The organism is Bradyrhizobium sp. 141 (assembly GCF_023074055.1).
Lineage (GTDB): Bacteria > Pseudomonadota > Alphaproteobacteria > Rhizobiales > Xanthobacteraceae > Bradyrhizobium.
This window is the reverse complement of sequence record NZ_JADPKR010000080.1, coordinates 221,418-239,035: the sequence shown is the minus strand read 5'-3', so window position 1 is coordinate 239,035 and position 17,618 is coordinate 221,418. Positions and strand designations below refer to the sequence as shown.

15 protein-coding genes and 1 tRNA gene are annotated in these 17,618 nt (G+C 65.3%); 2 read left to right on the top strand and 14 right to left on the bottom strand.

What is annotated here, in order from left to right; all coding sequences use genetic code 11:
* Position 1: 1 nt before the first annotated feature.
* From IVA81_RS21960 to IVA81_RS21945, 4 genes are read right to left on the bottom strand one after another with little or no spacing between them, the layout of a single operon-like run.
* A complete protein-coding gene (locus IVA81_RS21960; protein WP_247321776.1) occupies positions 2-3,220 on the bottom strand; it encodes a CusA/CzcA family heavy metal efflux RND transporter in 3,219 nt (1,072 codons plus the stop codon).
* Positions 3,213-4,190: a divalent metal ion exporter adaptor subunit IhpB gene (ihpB, locus tag IVA81_RS21955; RefSeq protein WP_247321774.1), complete on the bottom strand. Its 978-nt coding sequence runs from the start codon at positions 4,188-4,190 to the stop codon at positions 3,213-3,215. The genes IVA81_RS21960 and ihpB overlap by 8 nt, the downstream gene beginning before the upstream one ends.
* Positions 4,187-5,461 carry a divalent metal ion exporter subunit IhpA gene (gene ihpA / locus IVA81_RS21950; RefSeq protein ID WP_247321773.1) on the bottom strand — a complete coding sequence of 425 codons (1,275 nt, stop codon included), beginning with the start codon at positions 5,459-5,461 and terminating at the stop codon, positions 4,187-4,189. Before ihpA ends, ihpB begins: the two co-directional genes overlap by 4 nt.
* Positions 5,462-5,516: 55 nt before the next feature.
* A complete protein-coding gene (locus IVA81_RS21945; RefSeq protein ID WP_247321772.1) occupies positions 5,517-5,882 on the bottom strand; it encodes a hypothetical protein in 366 nt (121 codons plus the stop codon).
* 149 nt (positions 5,883-6,031) lie between these two features.
* Here IVA81_RS21945 and IVA81_RS21940 point away from each other — a divergent pair, with 149 nt between their 5' ends.
* On the top strand, positions 6,032-6,661 hold the full coding sequence (locus IVA81_RS21940; RefSeq protein WP_247321771.1) for a cation transporter: 630 nt from the start codon (positions 6,032-6,034) through the stop codon (positions 6,659-6,661).
* A gap of 26 nt (positions 6,662-6,687) precedes the next feature.
* On the opposite strand, the gene IVA81_RS21935 is transcribed toward IVA81_RS21940, so the two are convergent.
* The 5 genes from IVA81_RS21935 to IVA81_RS21915 form a co-directional block, all read right to left on the bottom strand.
* A complete protein-coding gene (locus tag IVA81_RS21935; RefSeq protein WP_247321770.1) occupies positions 6,688-9,873 on the bottom strand; it encodes a CusA/CzcA family heavy metal efflux RND transporter in 3,186 nt (1,061 codons plus the stop codon).
* Complete coding sequence (locus IVA81_RS21930) at positions 9,870-11,309, bottom strand: efflux RND transporter periplasmic adaptor subunit (RefSeq protein WP_247321769.1); 1,440 nt, start codon at positions 11,307-11,309, stop codon at positions 9,870-9,872. The genes IVA81_RS21935 and IVA81_RS21930 overlap by 4 nt, the downstream gene beginning before the upstream one ends.
* A complete protein-coding gene (locus IVA81_RS21925; protein WP_247321768.1) occupies positions 11,306-11,704 on the bottom strand; it encodes a FixH family protein in 399 nt (132 codons plus the stop codon). The genes IVA81_RS21930 and IVA81_RS21925 overlap by 4 nt, the downstream gene beginning before the upstream one ends.
* 130 nt (positions 11,705-11,834) lie before the next feature.
* A complete protein-coding gene (locus IVA81_RS21920) occupies positions 11,835-12,209 on the bottom strand; it encodes a hypothetical protein (protein ID WP_247321767.1) in 375 nt (124 codons plus the stop codon).
* A gap of 52 nt (positions 12,210-12,261) precedes the next feature.
* Positions 12,262-12,474 (bottom strand): hypothetical protein, encoded by a 213-nt coding sequence (locus tag IVA81_RS21915; protein ID WP_247321766.1) that lies wholly within the window; start codon positions 12,472-12,474, stop codon positions 12,262-12,264.
* A gap of 368 nt (positions 12,475-12,842) precedes the next feature.
* Between IVA81_RS21915 and IVA81_RS21910 the strand changes: the two genes are divergently transcribed.
* Positions 12,843-13,727, top strand: coding sequence for a hypothetical protein (locus IVA81_RS21910; protein ID WP_247321765.1), 885 nt, complete (start codon positions 12,843-12,845; stop codon positions 13,725-13,727).
* Positions 13,728-13,784: 57 nt separating this feature from the next.
* Here IVA81_RS21910 and pepT read toward each other — a convergent pair whose 3' ends face one another.
* The 5 genes from pepT to IVA81_RS21885 form a co-directional block, all read right to left on the bottom strand.
* Positions 13,785-15,035: a peptidase T gene (gene pepT / locus IVA81_RS21905; protein ID WP_247321763.1), complete on the bottom strand. Its 1,251-nt coding sequence runs from the start codon at positions 15,033-15,035 to the stop codon at positions 13,785-13,787.
* A 102-nt stretch (positions 15,036-15,137) separates the two neighbouring features.
* Positions 15,138-15,482 carry an HU family DNA-binding protein gene (locus IVA81_RS21900; RefSeq protein ID WP_247321762.1) on the bottom strand — a complete coding sequence of 115 codons (345 nt, stop codon included), beginning with the start codon at positions 15,480-15,482 and terminating at the stop codon, positions 15,138-15,140.
* Positions 15,483-15,689: 207 nt separating this feature from the next.
* Positions 15,690-15,766, bottom strand: a tRNA-Asp gene (locus tag IVA81_RS21895).
* A 159-nt stretch (positions 15,767-15,925) separates the two neighbouring features.
* Positions 15,926-16,129: a hypothetical protein gene (locus IVA81_RS21890; RefSeq protein WP_063194782.1), complete on the bottom strand. Its 204-nt coding sequence runs from the start codon at positions 16,127-16,129 to the stop codon at positions 15,926-15,928.
* A gap of 137 nt (positions 16,130-16,266) precedes the next feature.
* A complete protein-coding gene (locus IVA81_RS21885; RefSeq protein WP_346659410.1) occupies positions 16,267-17,562 on the bottom strand; it encodes an MFS transporter in 1,296 nt (431 codons plus the stop codon).
* Between the last annotated feature and the right edge of the window lie 56 nt (positions 17,563-17,618).

Sequence of the window (17,618 nt, the reverse complement as noted above, 5' to 3'; positions counted from 1 at the left end):
TCTAGCGCTCCCCGGAAGTCGCCAAATCAGGTGCCATTGTAGGCGTTTCGGTGCCTGCGTCACGACGGAACAGCACGTAGAGCGCCGGCAGCACCAGCAATGTCAGCACCGTCGAGGAGATGATTCCGCCGATCACCACGGTCGCAAGCGGCCGCTGCACTTCGGCGCCGGAGCCGGTGGCGAGCGCCATCGGCACGAAGCCGAGCGAAGCAACCAGCGCCGTCATCAGCACCGGGCGCAGCCGCGTCAGCGCCCCCTCGCACACCGCATCGGCAACGGGGCGCCCCTCGCTGCGCAGGCGCTCGATGAAGGCGATGATGACGAGGCCGTTGAGCACGGCGACGCCCGATAGCGCGATGAAGCCGACACCGGCGCTGATGGACAACGGGATGTCGCGCAGCATCAGCGCCGCAACGCCGCCGGTCAGCGCCAGCGGCACGCCGGAGAACACCAGCGCCGCATCGGCCGCCGATCCCATCCCCATGAACAGCAGCAGGAACACCAGCAGCAGTGCCACCGGCACCACGATCGTCAGCCGCTTGGTCGCGGAGACCAGCTGCTCGAACTGGCCGCCCCAGCCGATCCAGTAGCCCGGCGGCAGCTTGACCTTCTCCGCCACCGCCGCTTCCGCCTCGGACACGAAGGAGCCGAGATCGCGCGCGCGGACATTGGCGGTGACGACGATGCGCCGCTTGCCGTTCTCGCGGCTGATCTGGTTGGGACCGGGCGTCGCATCGACGGTGGCAACCGACGACAGCGGCACATAGCGCATCTGGGTGAGCGGGGAGGCGGCCAACGCGGTTCGAATGGCCGTGCCGGAGCCGGCCTCCTCGCCGGGCGGCAGCGGGATCGGGATCGCCCGGATCGCCTCGAGATTGCCGCGCAAATGCTCCGGCAGGCGCACGACGATGTCGAAACGGCGGTCGCCCTCAAACAGCTTGCCGGCCGACTTGCCGCCGACCGCGATCTCGACGATGCCCTGCACCTCACCGACGCTGAGGCCGTAGCGGGCGAGCGCCTGGCGATCGAGGCGGACGGTGAGGATCGGCAGGCCGGAGACCTGCTCGATCTTGACGTCGCTGGCGCCGCGGATGCGGCGGATCGCGGCCTCGACCTGCTTTGCGGCCCCTTGCAGGATGTCGAGGTCGTCGCCGAAGATCTTGACGCCGACGTCGGTGCGTACGCCGGAGATCAGCTCGTTGACACGAAACTGGATCGGCTGGGAGATTTCATAGGCGCTGCCGGGAATCTCGTCAGCGGCATGCTCGATGGCCTCGATCACCTCCGATTTCGTTTTGCCCGGGTCAGGCCATTCGGCGCGCGGCCTTAGCATGACGTAGCCGTCGGTCTGCGCCGGCGACATCGGGTCGGTCGCGATCTCGGCGGTGCCGATGCGGGTGAAGAACTCCTTCACTTCAGGGATTTGCTTGATGCGCTTTTCCAGCGCCTTCTGAAGATCCAGCGATTGGGTGAGGCTGGTTCCGGGAATCCGGATCGAAGCCAGCGCGACGTCGCCTTCGTCCAGGCTCGGAATGAATTCGCCGCCCATCCGCGAAGCGGCGATACCGCTTGCGATCACGATGAGTGCGGCCATGATGGCGACCATGCCCCGGTTGTCGATGGCAAAGCGGAGCAGGGGGAGGTAGGCGCGTTTGGCGACCCGCATGAACAGGTTTTCGTGTTCGGACACCTTGCCGGTGACGAAGATGGCAACGGCCGCCGGCACGAAGGTGATGGAGAACAGCACGGCTGCGCCCAGCGCCATCAAGACGGTCAGCGCCATCGGCGTGAACATCTTGCCCTCGACGCCGGTCAGCGTCAGCACGGGCAGATAGACCACCGCGATGATCAGCGTTCCGAACAGGCTCGGCTTGATCACCTCACTCGATCCGCGCAGGATCGCGCGCAGCCGCTCCGAGGTCGTCAGCAGCCCGCCTTTCTCGCGCTGGGCCGCGGCCAGCATGCGCAGGCAATTCTCGACGATGATCACGGCGCCGTCGACGATGATGCCGAAATCGATCGCGCCGAGGCTCATCAGGTTGGCGCTGACCTTGGTCTCGACCATGCCGGTGATCGTCATCGCCATGGACAGCGGAATGACGCAGGCCACCACGAGCGCCGCGCGGATGTTGCCGAGGATCAGAAACAGCACGGCCACCACCAGGGCCGCGCCTTCCAGCAAATTGTTTTTGACCGTGCGGATGGTGGCTTCGACCAGATCGGTGCGGTCGTAGACCGTCCGCGTCACGACGCCTTCGGGCAGCGATTTGGCGATGTCCTCGAGCCGGGCTGCGACGCGGCGGGCGACGCTGCGGCTGTTCTCGCCGATCAGCAGCATGGCGGTGCCGAGCACGGTCTCTTCGCCGTTCCACGTCGCCGCGCCCGTGCGAAGATCTCGGCCTTCCGTCACGGTCGCAACGTCCCTGATCCTGACGGGATTGCCGCCGCGCGAGCCGATGACGATGTCCTGGATCTCGCTGACATTGCCGACCTGGCCCGGCGAGCGAACCAGATATTGCTCGCCATTGCGCTCGATATAGCCGGCGCCGACATTGGCGTTGTTGGCGGCGAGGGCCGTCATCACGTCGCGAAAGCCGAGCCGGTAGGCCATCAGCTTGCCGGGATCCGGCAGCACGTGGAACTGCCGCTCGAAGCCGCCGATGGTGTTGACCTCGATCACCCCCGGCACGTTGCGGAGCTGCGGCCGGATGATCCAGTCCTGCACCGTGCGCAAATCGGTCAGCGAATAGTCGTGGCCGCCTTGCGTCTTCGCGCCCGCCTTCGCCTCGACGGTGTACATGAAGATTTCGCCGAGCCCGGTCGAGACCGGCCCCATCGCGACCTCGACGCCGGCCGGAAGCTGGTCCTTCACCTGCTGGATGCGTTCGCCGACGAGCTGGCGGGCGAAAAAGATGTCGGTGCCGTCCTTGAAGACGACCGTCACCTGGCTGAGGCCGTAGCGCGACAGCGAGCGGGTGTAGTCGAGCTTCGGCAGGCCGCCCATCGCGGTCTCGACCGGGAAGGTGATGCGCTGCTCGGTCTCGAGCGGCGAATACCCGGGCGCGCGGGTGTTGATCTGGACCTGGACGTTGGTGATGTCAGGCACGGCGTCGATCGGAAGGCGCTGGAAATTCCAGGCTCCGAAAGCAATGGCGCCGAGCGCGAGCACGAGGACCAGCCAGCGCTGCTGCAGCGAGACGGCGATGAGGCGCTCAATCATGTTCGGCCTCGCCCTTGCCCATCTCCGCCTTCACGACAAAGCTGTTCTCGGCGACGTAATGCTCGCCGGCGGAAAGGCCGGCCTTGATCTCGACATGGCGCGGATCGGAGTCGCCAAGTTCCACCGGCCGCGCCTCGATCTTGTCGCCGTCCTCGCGGACGAACACGATGGTCCTGTTCTCCAGCGTCTGGATCGCGCTCCGGCGCACGGCGACCGCGACGTTACGCGCGGCGAGGATCAGCCGTGCCGTGACGAACAGGCCGGGGCGTAAGCGCCCGTCCGGATTTTGCAGCACCACGCGGGCCAATGCGGTCTGGGTCTCGCTCGAGCCGATCGGCGCCATGTAGGAGATCGTGCCTTTGATCTCGCCGCGGCCGTCGTCGGGATCGATCAGTACCTCGTCATTGAGGCGAACGCGCCGGAGGTCCTGCCGGTAGATCGACAGATCGACCCAGATGGTGGAGAGGTCGGCGACGACGAAGGCCGGTTTCTGTTCGGATGCGTATTCGCCGAGCGAGATCTGCCGCTCGATGATGGTGCCGGCAATCGGCGCCTTCAGCTCGTAGACGGTGAGGCTCTGGTTGCTCTCGATCGCGGCGAGCAGGTCGTCCTTGGCGACCTTGTCGCCGATGCGCTTCTGGATGGATTTGGCGAGGCCCGGGAAGCGCGGCGTTACCTGCACCACCGTTTCCTGGTTGGCGCGCAGAATGCCGTTGAAGGCGAGCGTGTCGGTCAGTGTCGCGCTCGCAGCCTCCGCCAGCGTGACGCCTGCGGCCGCCAGCTTGACGTCGGAGATGCGGATGCGGTCGGCGCCGTGCTCGTCCTGCTCGACATGGTCGTTCGGCTTCTTCGGTTCGGAATGCTCGGAATGCTCGCTGTGCGCGGGCTTGGCCGGCGCGAGCAGGGAATAGCCGTAAGCGCCGAGCGCGGCGGCAACGATGGCCACGAGAATGGTCGATGACGTCTTCATCGTGCGCTCTCCCGCGCCAGCGTGAAGGGATTGCCGACGAGGCCTTCGATGGTCGCAACGCCCGCGTGGAAATTCTGGAGCGCCTCCTGCTCGCGCAGCCGCGCCTGGGTCACGCTCGCCTGGGCGTCGAGCACCTCGAGCAGGGTGAAACGGCCCTGGCCATAGCCTTGCGAGATCGCCTCGGACGCTTCGACGGCCTTGGGAATGGCGGTCTCGCGCAAGATCGCAAGCTCGCGCAGCGAGCCCTGGAGCGAGTCATAGGCGCGGCCGGCAATCACGATCAACGTGTTGCGGTTGGCCTCGCGCTCAGCCTTGGTCTTGGCGAGGCTTTCCTGCGCCGACAGGATGTTGCCCTGGTTCTGGTCGAACACGGGGATCGGCACCGAGACGGTCAGGCGCACGGCATCGTCATTGCTTTCGTTATAGTGGCGCCAGCCGGCCGCGATCCGCACGTCCGGATAGGGCTTGAGCCGCGCCAGCAGCAGCTCAGCATTGCGCTGGGCAAAGACGGCGGTCCAGCGCACCAGCTGCGGATTGGCGTCGATGGCGGCGACCACCGCCTGGAACGCGGGCGGCCGTCCCGTGGTGTCGAGCCGGCCGGATACCTCGCCGAATTTCGCCGCGGGATCGCCCATCAGCACCGCAAGCTCACGCCGGGCGCTCGCCAGCGTCGCCTTGAAGCGCTCACGGTCGGCCTTCACCAGGGCGGAGGCGACCTCGGCGCGGCCGGTCTCGGCCGGCGAGGAGGCGCCGGCCTCGACGCGGCGGCGCAGCAACGGCGTCAGCTGGTCGATGGCGGCAATCTGCTCGTCGAGGATCTGGATGCGTCGCTGCGCGCCGAGCACGCTGAGGAAGGCGATCGCGGTCTCCGACAGCACTTCCAGCCTGACAGCCTTGCGCTGGATCGCGGCGACCTCGATGCCCGCCGCTCCGGCTGCGATCCGCGCATCGCGCTTGCCGAACAGCTCGAAGGCCTGGCTGATCTGGAGCGTAGTCTCGGCCGATCGCGTCCCGCGATATTTGCCGGAGCCGAATGAATCGTCCTGTTCATAGGTCAGTTCCGGATTCAGCAGCGCGCCCGCCTGAATGCGCTGGCCCGTGGCGATGCCGACGTCGCGCTCCGCCGCCGTCAGCCGCGGGCTCGCGGTCAGCGCGCGCGACAACGCGCTCCGCATCGTCAAGGTCTGAGCGTGAGACGGTGCAAGCGCCGCTCCGGCAATCAGACACACCGCCGCGCACGCCAGGCGCGCAGCCATTCCCCTGCAAAACATAAAACCGACCTGTGAAGGATGAACCTAATGGGCGCGGAACGCCCGACCAATCCGTTCAGGCAATAGGCTTGGGAGGCGGGGACGTCGTGTCGGGTGCGATGCCGACCAGCATCGGCTGCCGCTGCGCGACCGGTGCGGCAATGACACCGGCCGTGGTTGCGGAGTGCAATGGCTGCGCGATGGCGACTGAGAAGCAGCCATGGCAGTGATGGCCGGCGAGGGCCCTGTGATCGCCATGCCCAGCCGAACCGTCGTCGACAAACGAGGCGATTTCCGAGCCGCCAGAGGGGCTGGTGACATCGATGTCGCACAGCCCGTGAGCGGCACCTGCGAACAGATAGATCACCGCAACAAGCACAGCCAGCAGTCCGCGCCAATGACGCAGGCGGTGGAGTATCGCAGGCCGGCGGTTCGGGAACACGAATTCACTCTCGTTGTCGGTAAGGCTGGCCTAGCACGGCAACGGGAATAGTGTCGACCCGCAACAATGTTACGGGTGAGGAACTTGATGTCGCGGGCAGGACGGCCCTCGTGATTGTCCGGGACGCGTAATCGCCCTATCTTATCGGCATGGCCGACGCATGCTGCTCACCTCCGCCGCTCAATCTCGATCGCCATCGCGACAACAAGGCCTATGGCCGCGTGCTATGGGCGGTGCTCGCCATCAACGCCGTCATGTTCCTGGTTGAAATCGGCGCGGGTCTCGCCGCCGGATCAGCGTCGCTCCAAGCAGATGCGCTCGACTTTCTCGGAGACGCCGCGAACTACGCTATCAGCCTCCTCGTGGTGGGGATGGCGCTGCGCTATCGCGCCGCCGCGGCACTCGCGAAGGGGCTGACGATGGGCGCTTTCGGCCTGTGGGTTGTCGGTACGGTGCTCTGGCACGCGGCTCATGGCACGCTGCCGAGTGCGTTCACCATGGGTGCGGTCGGCACTGCGGCCCTTGCCGCGAATGCAGCCTCCTTTGGATTATTGTGGGCCTATCGCAAGGGCGACGCCAACATGCGCTCCGCCTGGATCTGCACCCGCAACGACGTGCTCGGCAACATCGCCGTGCTGCTGGCCGCCCTCGGCGTGTTCGGCACCGGTACGGGATGGCCCGACGTGATTGTCGCCGCCATCATGGCCGGCCTTGCGCTCCAGGGCGCGGTCGTAGTGGTGCAGCAATCACGCATGGAGCTGAACGTTCGTCCAGCCTGACGCGAGAGTTGCCATGCCGGCAGTGCTCATGCCGCAGACTCCTCAATATTCTTGGGCTCCATGATTCGGACATCCTGTGCCGGCGACGTTCGTTCGTGGCCTGATGGCAGGCTGACACTCTTCACCACGGCGAAGATCGCGGGGATCACGATCAGCGTCAGCAGGGTCGAGGAGATCATACCGCCGATCATGGGCACGGCGATCCGCTGCATGATCTCCGAGCCGGTGCCGGTGCTCCACATGATCGGCAACAGGCCGGCCATGATCGCAACCACCGTCATCATCTTCGGGCGGACACGTTCGACGGCGCCTTCCATGATGGCGGCCTGAAGGTCCGCGCGCGTGAGCGAGCGGCCAGCAGCCGCACAGCGTGCCTTGGTCTCGGCCAGCGCATGGTTGAGATAGATCAGCATCACCACGCCGGTCTCGGCCGCGACGCCCGCGAGCGCGATGAAGCCGACGGCGACCGCGACCGACAGGTTGAAGCCGAGCCACCACATCAGCCACAGACCGCCGACGAGGGCGAAGGGCAGCGACAGCATGACGATCATGGTCTCGGTGACCGAGCGGAAGTTGAGATAGAGCAGCAGGAAGATGATCAGGAGCGTCACCGGCACCACGATCTTGAGCCGCGCGGTGGCGCGTTCGAGATATTCGTATTGTCCACTCCAGACCACATAATAGCCCGGCGGGAACTGGATGCTCGCCTGCACCGCACGCTGCGCGTCGCTGACATAGCTGCCGAGGTCGCGATTGCGGATGTCGACGTAGATGTAGGTCGCGAGCTGCCCGTTCTCGGTTCGGATCGAACTTGGCCCGCGTGCTGGCGTCACACTTGCGACCTCACCGAGGGGGACGACGCCGCCTGATGGCATCGGTACCAGGAGGTCGCTGGCAATCGCCTTCGGATTGTCGCGCAGGTCGCGCGGGTAGCGCATATTGACCGTGAAGCGCTGACGGCCTTCGACGGTCGTGGTCACGGTCTGGCCGCCAAGCGCGGTGGCGATCGTGTCCTGCACGTCCTGCACCATGATGCCGTAGCGGGCCAGCGCTTCACGGTTCGGCGTGATCTCGAGGTAATAGCCGCCGAGGCCGCGTTCGGCATAGGCCGAGGAGGTGCCGGGGACCGCCTTGAGCACCTGCTCGACCTGTTTTGCAAGCTTGTCGATCCCGACGAGATCGGTGCCGATGACCTTGACGCCTACGGGCGTTCGGATGCCGGTCGAGAGCATGTCGATGCGGGCCTTGATCGGCATGGTCCAGGCGTTGGAAACGCCGGGGAACTGCAGCGTCTTGTCCATCTCCGCGATCAGGCTGTCTACGGTTACGCCTGCGCGCCACTCTGTCTTCGGTTTCAGGTTGACGATGGTCTCGAACATCTCCGACGGCGCCGGATCGGTTGCAGTCGCCGCGCGGCCGGCCTTGCCATAGACCGAGGCAACCTCGGGGAACGACCGGATGATGCGATCCTGGGTCTGCATCAACTCGGCGGCCTTGGTCACGGAAATGCCGGGCAGCGTCGTCGGCATATAGAGCAGGGTGCCTTCGTTGAGATCAGGCATGAACTCGGTGCCGAGCTGACGCGCCGGCCAGATCGAGACGGCAAGCACGCCAAGCGCGAGCAGGATCACCGGGATTTTTGCGCGCAGCACGCCTGATATCACCGGACGATAGATCCAGATCAGGAAGCGGTTGACCGGATTCTTGTGCTCCGGAATGATCTTGCCGCGAACGAAGATCACCATCAGCGCCGGCACCAGTGTGACCGACAGCAGCGCCGCCGCCGCCATCGCAAAGGTCTTGGTGAAGGCGAGTGGGCCGAACAGCCGGCCCTCCTGCGATTCCAGCGTGAAGATCGGCATGAACGACACGGTGATGATGAGGAGGCTGAAGAACAGGGCAGGGCCGACCTCGGTGGCGGCTTCGATCAGGATCTCCACCCGAGAACGGCCGGGCTCGGCGCGTTCGAGATGCTTGTGCGCGTTCTCGATCATGACGATCGCGGCGTCGATCATGGCGCCGATCGCGATCGCGATGCCGCCGAGACTCATGATGTTGGAACCGATTCCGAGCAGATTCATCGCCCCGAAGGCCATCAGCACGCCGACGGGAAGCATCAGGATGGCGACCAGCGCGCTACGCACATGCAGCAGGAACACGATGCAGACGAGGGCAACGACGATGCTCTCCTCGACTAGCGTGTGCTTCAGCGTGTCGATCGCCGCGTAGATCAGGTTCGAGCGGTCGTAGACCGGGACGATCTCGACCGACTTCGGCAGGCTGGTCGCGATCTCCCGGAACCGCTTCTTGACGTTCTCGATGACGTCGAGCGCGTTCATGCCGAAACGCTGGAGAACGATGCCGCTCGCCACTTCGCCCTCGCCGTTGAGCTCGGCGATGCCGCGCCGCTCGTCAGGGCCGAGCTCGACACGGGCGACGTCGCGCAGCTTGACGGGCGTGCCGTTGTCGGTCTTCAGCACGATGTTGCCGATGTCGTCGGTGCTCTTGAGATAGCCCTTGCCGCGGATGACATATTCGAACTCCGAGAGCTCGACGGTGCGGCCGCCGACATCGGCATTGCTCGCGCGGATCGCCTCGCGCATCTTCTGCATGGTGATGCCGAGATCGCGCATGCGCTGTGGATCGAGGATGACGTTGTACTGCCTGACGAAGCCGCCGACGCTGGCGACTTCCGCGACGCCTTCCGCCTTGGCGAGCGCAAATTTCAGATTCCAGTCCTGGATCGTCCGGGTCTCCGCGAGGTTCAGCTCCTTCGACATCACGGCATATTGGTAGACCCAGCCGACGCCGGTGGCGTCGGGGCCGATCGTCGGCGATACGCCGGCGGGCAGCCGCGAGGCCGCGCCGTTGAGGAATTCGAGGACCCGCGAGCGCGCCCAGTAGATGTCGGTGCCGTCCTCGAAGATGACGTAGACGAAGGAGACGCCGAAAAAGGAGAAGCCGCGCACCACTTTCGACTTCGGCACCGTCAGCATCGCGGTGGTGAGGGGATAGGTGACCTGGTCTTCGATCACCTGAGGCGCCTGGCCGGGATATTCGGTGTAGACGATGACCTGGGTGTCGGAGAGATCAGGAAGGGCGTCCAGCGGCAGATGGAGGAGGGCGTAGAGGCCTGCTGCGGCGGCAAAGCCGGTGCCGAACAGCACCAGCAACAGGTTGCGTGCCGACCATGCGATGAGGCGGGCGATCATTTGCGCGCCTCGGTACCACCGGCTCGGTCCGCACCCGGCGTGTTGTCGGCGTCGGCAAATCCCTTCAAAGCCGCTTTCAGATTGCTTTCGGCGTCGATCAGGAAGTTGGCCGAGGTCACGACCGCTTCGCCTTCGGCGAGGCCTTCGGCGATCTCCACGTAGCCGCCGCCCCGACGGCCGAGTTTGACGTCGCGCGGCTCGAAACGGCCCTGGCCCTTATCGATCAGGACCGCTTGGCGTGTGCCGCTGTCGAGTACGGCACTTTCGGGAACAGCGAGCACCGGACCTGGCGGCCCGGTCTCGATCTCGGCGTCGACGTACATCTCGGGCCGCAGCGTTTCATCCGGATTGGGCACTTCGACGCGGATGCGCGCTGTGCGGGTCTTGGCGTTCAGATGCGGATAGATCAGCGCCACGGTCCCTGTGAAGGTCTGGCCGGCCAGCGCGCGCGGCCTGACGGTTACTTTCGCGCCGATGGAGACCTGAGCCAGATCGCGTTCGGCGACATCGATGAGAACCCACAGCAGCTGGTGATCGGATATCCTGAACAAAACGTCGCCGGGTCCCGCCCGCATTCCGTTCACCGCGTTTCGTTCGAGGATTTCGCCATCCTGCGGAGCGGGCCAGGCAATCGAGAGCGAGATGTCGCGGGTACGTTCGAGATCCCTGATGGCCTGCTCGGGTGTCGCGAGATTCTCAAGCCTCCGACGAGCGCCCTTCAGTTCCTTTCCGGTGGCGCCTGCGTTGATTGCGGACAGATATTCCGCGGCAGCGCTGGAAAGCGCCGGGCTGTACACGTTCATGAGGGGCTGACCCTTGCGAACGTGGTCGCCGGTCGTGACGTTGGCAACGCTCTCCACGAAGCCCTCGAAGCGCAGCGCGACGACCGAGATGCGGCGCTCGTCCTCCTGGACAGTCCCGGGCGCGCGGATGACCGATCTGACGGGCTGCTGCACGACCGGCTCAGACTTCGCGCCGGTGCGCTGGATCTTGCCCGGCGAGAGATTGACGGTCCCGTCGTCGCTGTCGTCGCCTTCGTAGACGGGGATATAGTCCATCCCCATGGAGTCCTTTTTCGGCACCGGCGAGGTGTCGGGCAGGCCCATCGGATTGCGGTAGTATTTGATCTTGCGGTCGCCCTTGGTCTCGGCCGCCGCCATCTCAGCAGGCTGCTCGGGCTCATCAAAGCTTATGTCGGCGCCTGCAGGCACGGCACGATAGTCGCGGCCGTCCGCCGTCTTCTTCGGCGTCGGGGAATAGAGCGGTTTGCCGTCCGGGTCCTGATAGTAGATCGGGGCGCTTGTATCTGCTGCGTTCGCGGCGGATACAAATTGGCCGACGTCCGGCTGTCGCCGCACGGCGCCGGCGGTGAGTAGCACGACGCCTGCCCCTGTGAGGATCGCAGCGACAGTGCTCACGGCGCCGAGGCGGGTCATTTGTCGGCCGTGACGACGAGCTTGTTCTCGACCGTGCCGGTCTCGCCCTGCACCTTGGCGCCGAGCGAGAGCTGCCAGCGTCCGGCCATGCTGAAATTGGCCTTGAAGCGGTAGGTCCCGGGCTCCGTGCCCGGCATCGGCGTCACTTTGGTGGCCATCTCCTGCATGCCGTCAGGGGCCATGTCGAGTCGGCTGGCAAAGATCACCGCGTCGGGGACCGCCTTGCCGCTGGTCTTGTCGATCAGCCGCACGGTCACAATGCGATCGGCGCCGGCCTTGACGGTCGGTTGAACGAGCTGGAACTCGTAGTTCTTGATTTCGGCGTGTGCGGCTCCCGTGAGTGCAGCACCGATCAGCGCGGCCATGGCGGCACGCGCGAGTTTGGTGGTCGTCATGATTTATAGATCCTCGATAGGTCTGATGGAGCCGCCGGGCGGCACGCGGCAACCTAGATGCAGCGCGGCGACAGGGGATAGCGCGCACGCCGATGTCTGCGCGCACGATCATCAGGCGCGTTAGCGCCGATCAGACCTGGGTTCGAGGGGGGTGGTCGGGGGGCTTTGCGGCGAGACCGTCTTGCAGGCGGTCATTGCTCAGCGCGAGCGCGCTCTTCTGCGGCTGCCTAGCTATCACCGAGCTCGCTCCGGACGGGGCGGGGAGCGACAGGCTCAGCATGCACAGCGCGACGAACGGACAGGAGTCGCAGGGCTTGCTCTTGGTCTGGTCCGGACAGCAGGGCATGTCCTCGGACATCGACTGCATGTCGTCTGATATGGCCGGCATGACGCTGCCGGCACTCGATACCGGCATGGCAGATGCCGCCGCGGCCAGCGGCGCGAGCAGGAGCCCGGCCGCGACCAGCAACATCACCACAGCGTTGGCGAACCGTTTCAGCAGCATGCGCCATTGTCGCACGCCATCGAGGAGCCCGCAAACCGGACCGCTTCACGATTTAGCCATGCAGGCGAATGGCGCCGAGGGCCGGCTCCGGAACATCGCAGGTAGGATCAGCCTCCACGGTAACGATGGCGCACCGGCCCGCTTCCATCGCCTGCTCCAGCCATTTGATGGCTTCATCGATCCACTGGTCGTGGTGCTCGGGATCGGCAAGGGCCTTCTCCCGGAATGCATCTGCCTGATGCAGGCACGCCGTTCTGCGATCCACGCGCCGCTCCCGGTCCGGAAGGTTCCGCCCCGATCGCATCTTTGATGATCCCGGGGCCGGCGTCGTTAACATAGGACAGGCGAGGGAGAGATAAGGCGCTGCAAACGCGGAAAGGCCCCAGCCCGGGGCTGACCGGCTGAGGCCTTTGTGCTCACAATCTTCATCCTTGGGACTCGAACAGGCAACGCACATCCTGGCGGTTCGTTCCGCAACTGACGCCGAATTAGGAACGTTCCTCATTCCTCCTGATTAGCCACCATAAATGCCTGAGGAGGATGGGACTATGGACGGACTGATTTATCTCATCGGCTTGATCGTCGTGATCATGGCGATCCTGTCGTTCTTCGGCCTGCGCTGAGAGAACGGCAATGGAAACCCTCGTACGGGACAACATGATGGAGGGCGGTGCCGCTGCCGACGACCGCCGGACCATCCAGTGGAGTTCGGTGTTCGCAGGCGCGCTCTCCGCCGGCGCGATGTCGTTCATCCTGGTCGGCTTCGGCGTTGCCATCGGCCTCGGTGTCAGCTCGGCCTCGCCGACCTGGCGCGATGCCTCGGCGGCGCTGGCGCTGCTCTCCGGGCTGTATCTGATCATCCAGGCGATCATCAGCTTCGGCTTCGGCGGCTACATCGCCGGACGGACAACCCGCCCGGCGCCTGCGCTGGCAACGATCGAGGAAGATGGCGAGCGGCGCGACGGGCTGCATGGCCTGACCTCGTGGGCGCTGGCCGTGCTGGCTGGCGCAGCTCTGCTGGCGCTTCTTGGCGCTGCTGCGATCGACCGTTCGCCGCTGCGCAGCTCGGCGAGCAATACGTCCGCGGCTGAGCCTCTGTTGAGCTATGAACTCGACAAGCTGTTCCGCGCACCCCGCCGCGCGCCAAACACTGATCTGAGGGAAGTCCGCGCCGAAGCGGGTCGTGTCCTCATGACGTCATCCAGCCACAGCGGCGTCAGCGCCGATGACCGGACCTACCTCATCCAGCAGGTCGCCGCGGTGACGGGACTGGCAGCCCCCGACGCCGAACGGCGCGTCGATGCGCTGATCGCAGACTCCAAGACGGCCATCAACCGCGCACGGCGCAACTCGATCATCGTGGCCTTCTCGGTCGCAGCCGCGACCCTGATCGGCGCCGCGGTGGCTTGGGCTGCGGCTGTCGCTGGCGGGCGCCATCGCGATGGAGAGCCGTTGCCGAACTGGATGGCGAGCTCCAACCGCTTCCATCGCAGCCCGCGCGCAATGCCGGTGCCGTAAATCTCCAGGCGGATTGGCCGGGCGCGAGCCCGGCCATAACGGAGAATTGCCGCTAGCTCAGGCCTTCTCTTCCCAGATCATGGCGAGGTGCACGATGGTCTGCACGGCTTTCTCCATGTCCTGCCGGCTGACCCATTCGAGCCGCGAGTGAAAGGCGTGCTCGCCGGCAAAGATGTTGGGGCAGGGCAGGCCCATGAAGGACAGGCGCGAGCCGTCAGTGCCGCCGCGGATCGCGGTGCGCATCGGGCGCAGGCCGGCACGGCGGATCGCCTCGATGGCGTATTCGAGCACGTGCGGGTGACGGTCGATCACCTGCTTCATGTTGCGGTACTGCTCCCGGACCTCGAGCTTGTAGGTCGAGCGCGGATAGTCCTTCATCACGTCCTTGACGATGGACTCGAGCAGGTCCTCTTTCTCCTTCAGCCCTTCCTCGGTGAAGTCGCGGACGATGAAGGACAGCCTTGCCTGTTCCAGTGTGCCCTCGATGCCGATCGGATGCAGAAAGCCCTGCTTGCCTGAAGTCGTCTCCGGTGAGCAGCCTTCCTTCGGCAGCCGCTCGACGATGGCGGCCGCGATCTTGATTGCGTGCTCCATCTTGCCCTTGGCGTAGCCGGGATGGGCGCTGACGCCGTTGATGGTGATGGTGGCGCCGTCGGCGGAGAAGGTCTCGTCCTCGACGCAGCCCGCGCTTTCGCCGTCCATGGTGTAGCCGAAATCGGCGCCCAGCTTCTTCAGGTCGACATTGTCGACGCCTCGGCCGATCTCTTCGTCCGGCGTGAACAGGATCTTGATGGTGCCGTGCTTCACATCGGGGTTGTTGATGAAGAAATGCGCGGCATCCATGATCTCAGCGACGCCGGCCTTGTTGTCAGCGCCCAATAGCGTCGTGCCGTCGGTGGTGATGATGTCGTTGCCGATCTGGTTCTTCAGCGCAGGGTGCTCGGCGAAGCGGATCACCTGGCTGGTGTCGCCCGGCAGCGTGATGTCGCCGCCGCGATAGTTCTTCAGCAGTTGCGGCTTGACGTCCTTGCCGGTCACGTCGGGCGAGGTGTCCATGTGCGAGCAGAAGCAGATCACCGGCACCTTCTTGTCGGTGTTGGCCGGGATCGTGCCGTAGACGTAGCCATACTCATCGAGATGCGCGTCCTCGACGCCCATGGCTTTCAGCTCGGCGGCGAGCACGCGGCCGAGATCTTTCTGCTTCTCGGTCGAGGGCGAGTGAGGGGATTCCGGATCGGACTGGGTGTCGATGGTGACGTAGCGCAGGAAGCGCTCGGTCACGGTATGCGAGAAGGTGAGGGAGGACATTTCTGGTCAAACCGCCGGGGTCAGGGGGAAGCGGCGGTATATCAGAAAAAGCGGGCCAGGATGCGGCCGGAACGGCGCGGATCGGCTTAACGAACGGCTACCTCAGATCGCCTCTTTCAGTTCCTTGACCGGGCGGAAGGTGACCTTCTTGCTGGCCTTGATGTGGATCGGCTCGCCGGTGGCGGGATTGCGGCCGGTGCGGGCGGCGCGCTTGCGGACCTGGAGGATGCCGAGCCCGACAATGCGGACGCGGTCGCCCTTCTTCAGGTGCTTGGTGACCAAATCGACCATGTCGGTGAGGACAGCTTCGGCGTGCTTTTTCGACAGGTCCTGGCTCTCGGCGATATCGGCAGCGAGGTGCTTGAGGGTGATGGTGGCGGGAGCGGCTGCCTTCTTTGCCGTATCCTTCTTAGCCAAATCCTTCTTAGCCAAATCCTTCTTAGCCATGACTGGCCTCCTCGATGGTCCAATGACGGGGCATCCCTGGAAAAGCCGAGAATGGATGGGGATCCCTCCAAGTCCTTTGACGCCTAGACGATTCGGGCGCGGGCCGACACCGCCGCGAGCCCAGCCGGGCGAACGTCGTCCACGGCTCGCCGCAGCTGCGACAGGCCTCAAGGAGTTCAGGCTAAGACTATGAAGGGATTGCCAAAATGGCGCGAGAGACGGGGCTCGAACCCGCGACCTCCGGCGTGACAGGCCGGCGCTCTAACCAACTGAGCTACTCCCGCGTGGTTCGCTTGATGCGCGCGGAACGAGGGGGACTTAAAGGCGGGGCTGGGTGAAGTCAAGGACGTTGCGCTTCACCGGTGTATCTCGGCTAAGCATTGCTCTGGAAAACGAAAAAGGCCGCCCGGAGGCGGCCATGGGTCAGCCCGGAAGAGGACGTTTCAGCGAATCTCCGACGTCCCGGCGCTCGTCACCACCACCGGCTTGCCGGCCTTGATCACGTGGGTGGACTGGGCGGTCTGGCTGTAATCGGCATTGGTGCGGGCTGCGATGCCGAAGCCGGCCACCATGATGCCGGCCACCAGCGCCACCACCACGATCTTCAGGTGGGTCGCACGATCAGCAGAGTGGATGGAGTGGTTCATCTGAGCCTCCCGACGGGCTTTGCCGCCGTCTATGGCTCTGTCTTAAGGACCATCTGTTTCCGGATGGTTTCGCGGGTTCCGCAAAATGGTTTCATCTCGCCGCCCGGCTGGTTTCGCCGGGCGGGCCGGGTCCGGTTTCAGGCGGCGGCACGGCCGATGTCATCCCGGATCGCGCGGGCGGCCCAGATGAACAGCAAGGCGCCGAGCGTGGTCGTGACCGCCGCCGAGAGCAGGGAATAGCGCACGGCCTCCGCGCCATAGCTGCCCTTCAACGCGTCGTTGACCATGCCGACCGCGAGCGGGCCGATGCCCTGGCCGAAACAGGTGGCCGTGAGCGCGATCAGCGCGGAGGCGAGCGCGCGCATACTCGGTTTCGCCACCGTCTGTGCGATCGCGAAGATCGGGCCGAGATGGAAGCCGACCAGGAACGAGGTCAGTGCGAGCATGGCGACCATCATCGCGAAATCCTGCGTCAGCATGCACAGCGCGAACACCGGGCCGGCGAGGCCAGAGGTGATTGCGGGCGCCCACAGCTTCCAGCGGTCGTCGCGGCGGCTCACTTGCGCCACCACGAAGCCGCCGAACAGGGTGCCGGCCATGCCGGCGAGGCCCTTGAAGGTGCCGGCATAGGTGCCGATCTCGGCGCTCGACAGATGGTGCACGCGCGCCAGGAACGGCGGGATCCAGGCCGCGGTCGCGTAGTTGGTGTAGGTGGTCAGGCAGAAGCCGATCAGCACGATGATGAAGCTGCGCTGCGAGGCCAGGAAGCGCAGCGTCGGCCCGAGTGGCTCGGGCACAAAACTCTCCTGCATCGCGCCGCGCTTCGGCTCGGAGATCGTCAGCCATAGGACCAGCGCGAGCAGGATGCCGGGTAGGCCGGCGACGTAGAACGCCGTCCGCCAGCCATAGTGCTGGTTGACGTAGCCGCCGACGAAATAGCCGAGGAAGACGCCGAGATAGGTGCCAACGGCGTAGATGCCGAGCGCGCGCGGACGCTCGTTCTTGGCAAAGAGATCGGCGACGATCGATTGCGACGCGGGTGAGCCCGCGGATTCGCCGATGCCGACACCGATCCGCGCCAGCGCCAGCGAGGTCACGCTGGTGGCCGCGCCGCACAGCGCCGTCATCGCGCTCCAGAACGCAAAGGCGACGGCCACGATGTTGCGCCGGTTGAGCCGGTCGGCGACGCGCGCAATGGGGATGCCGAGCAGGGAATAGAACAGCGCAAAGCCGAAGCCCGCGAGCAGGCCCATCATGGTGTCGCTGAGCGCAAACTCCTTCTTGATCGGCTCGATCAGCACGTTGAAGATGGTGCGGTCGAGGAAGTTCAGCGCGTAGATGATGGTGAGCAACCCCAGCGCATAGTAGCGCCGCGCCGAGGGTTTTGCCGCGGCAGCCGTTTGCACCGACATCTGTGACGTCACATCCACCATAGCTTCCCCCAATTTGTCTTTGTTATCTTTGGCGGTCCAGCTCTTCGAGCTGGCAG

Excerpts from the sequence above, each read along its gene's own strand:
- IVA81_RS21960 (WP_247321776.1), bottom strand. The coding sequence starts at position 3,220 with ATGATTGAGCGCCTCATCGCCGTCTCGCTGCAGCAGCGCTGGCTGGTC.
- ihpB (WP_247321774.1), bottom strand. The coding sequence starts at position 4,190 with ATGAAGACGTCATCGACCATTCTCGTGGCCATCGTTGCCGCCGCGCTC.
- ihpA (WP_247321773.1), bottom strand. The coding sequence starts at position 5,461 with ATGTTTTGCAGGGGAATGGCTGCGCGCCTGGCGTGCGCGGCGGTGTGT.
- IVA81_RS21940 (WP_247321771.1), top strand. The coding sequence starts at position 6,032 with ATGGCCGACGCATGCTGCTCACCTCCGCCGCTCAATCTCGATCGCCAT.
- IVA81_RS21935 (WP_247321770.1), bottom strand. The coding sequence starts at position 9,873 with ATGATCGCCCGCCTCATCGCATGGTCGGCACGCAACCTGTTGCTGGTG.
- IVA81_RS21930 (WP_247321769.1), bottom strand. The coding sequence starts at position 11,309 with ATGACCCGCCTCGGCGCCGTGAGCACTGTCGCTGCGATCCTCACAGGG.
- IVA81_RS21925 (WP_247321768.1), bottom strand. The coding sequence starts at position 11,704 with ATGACGACCACCAAACTCGCGCGTGCCGCCATGGCCGCGCTGATCGGT.
- IVA81_RS21920 (WP_247321767.1), bottom strand. The coding sequence starts at position 12,209 with ATGCTGCTGAAACGGTTCGCCAACGCTGTGGTGATGTTGCTGGTCGCG.
- IVA81_RS21910 (WP_247321765.1), top strand. The coding sequence starts at position 12,843 with ATGGAAACCCTCGTACGGGACAACATGATGGAGGGCGGTGCCGCTGCC.
- pepT (WP_247321763.1), bottom strand. The coding sequence starts at position 15,035 with ATGTCCTCCCTCACCTTCTCGCATACCGTGACCGAGCGCTTCCTGCGC.
- IVA81_RS21900 (WP_247321762.1), bottom strand. The coding sequence starts at position 15,482 with ATGGCTAAGAAGGATTTGGCTAAGAAGGATTTGGCTAAGAAGGATACG.
- IVA81_RS21890 (WP_063194782.1), bottom strand. The coding sequence starts at position 16,129 with ATGAACCACTCCATCCACTCTGCTGATCGTGCGACCCACCTGAAGATC.
- IVA81_RS21885 (WP_346659410.1), bottom strand. The coding sequence starts at position 17,562 with ATGGTGGATGTGACGTCACAGATGTCGGTGCAAACGGCTGCCGCGGCA.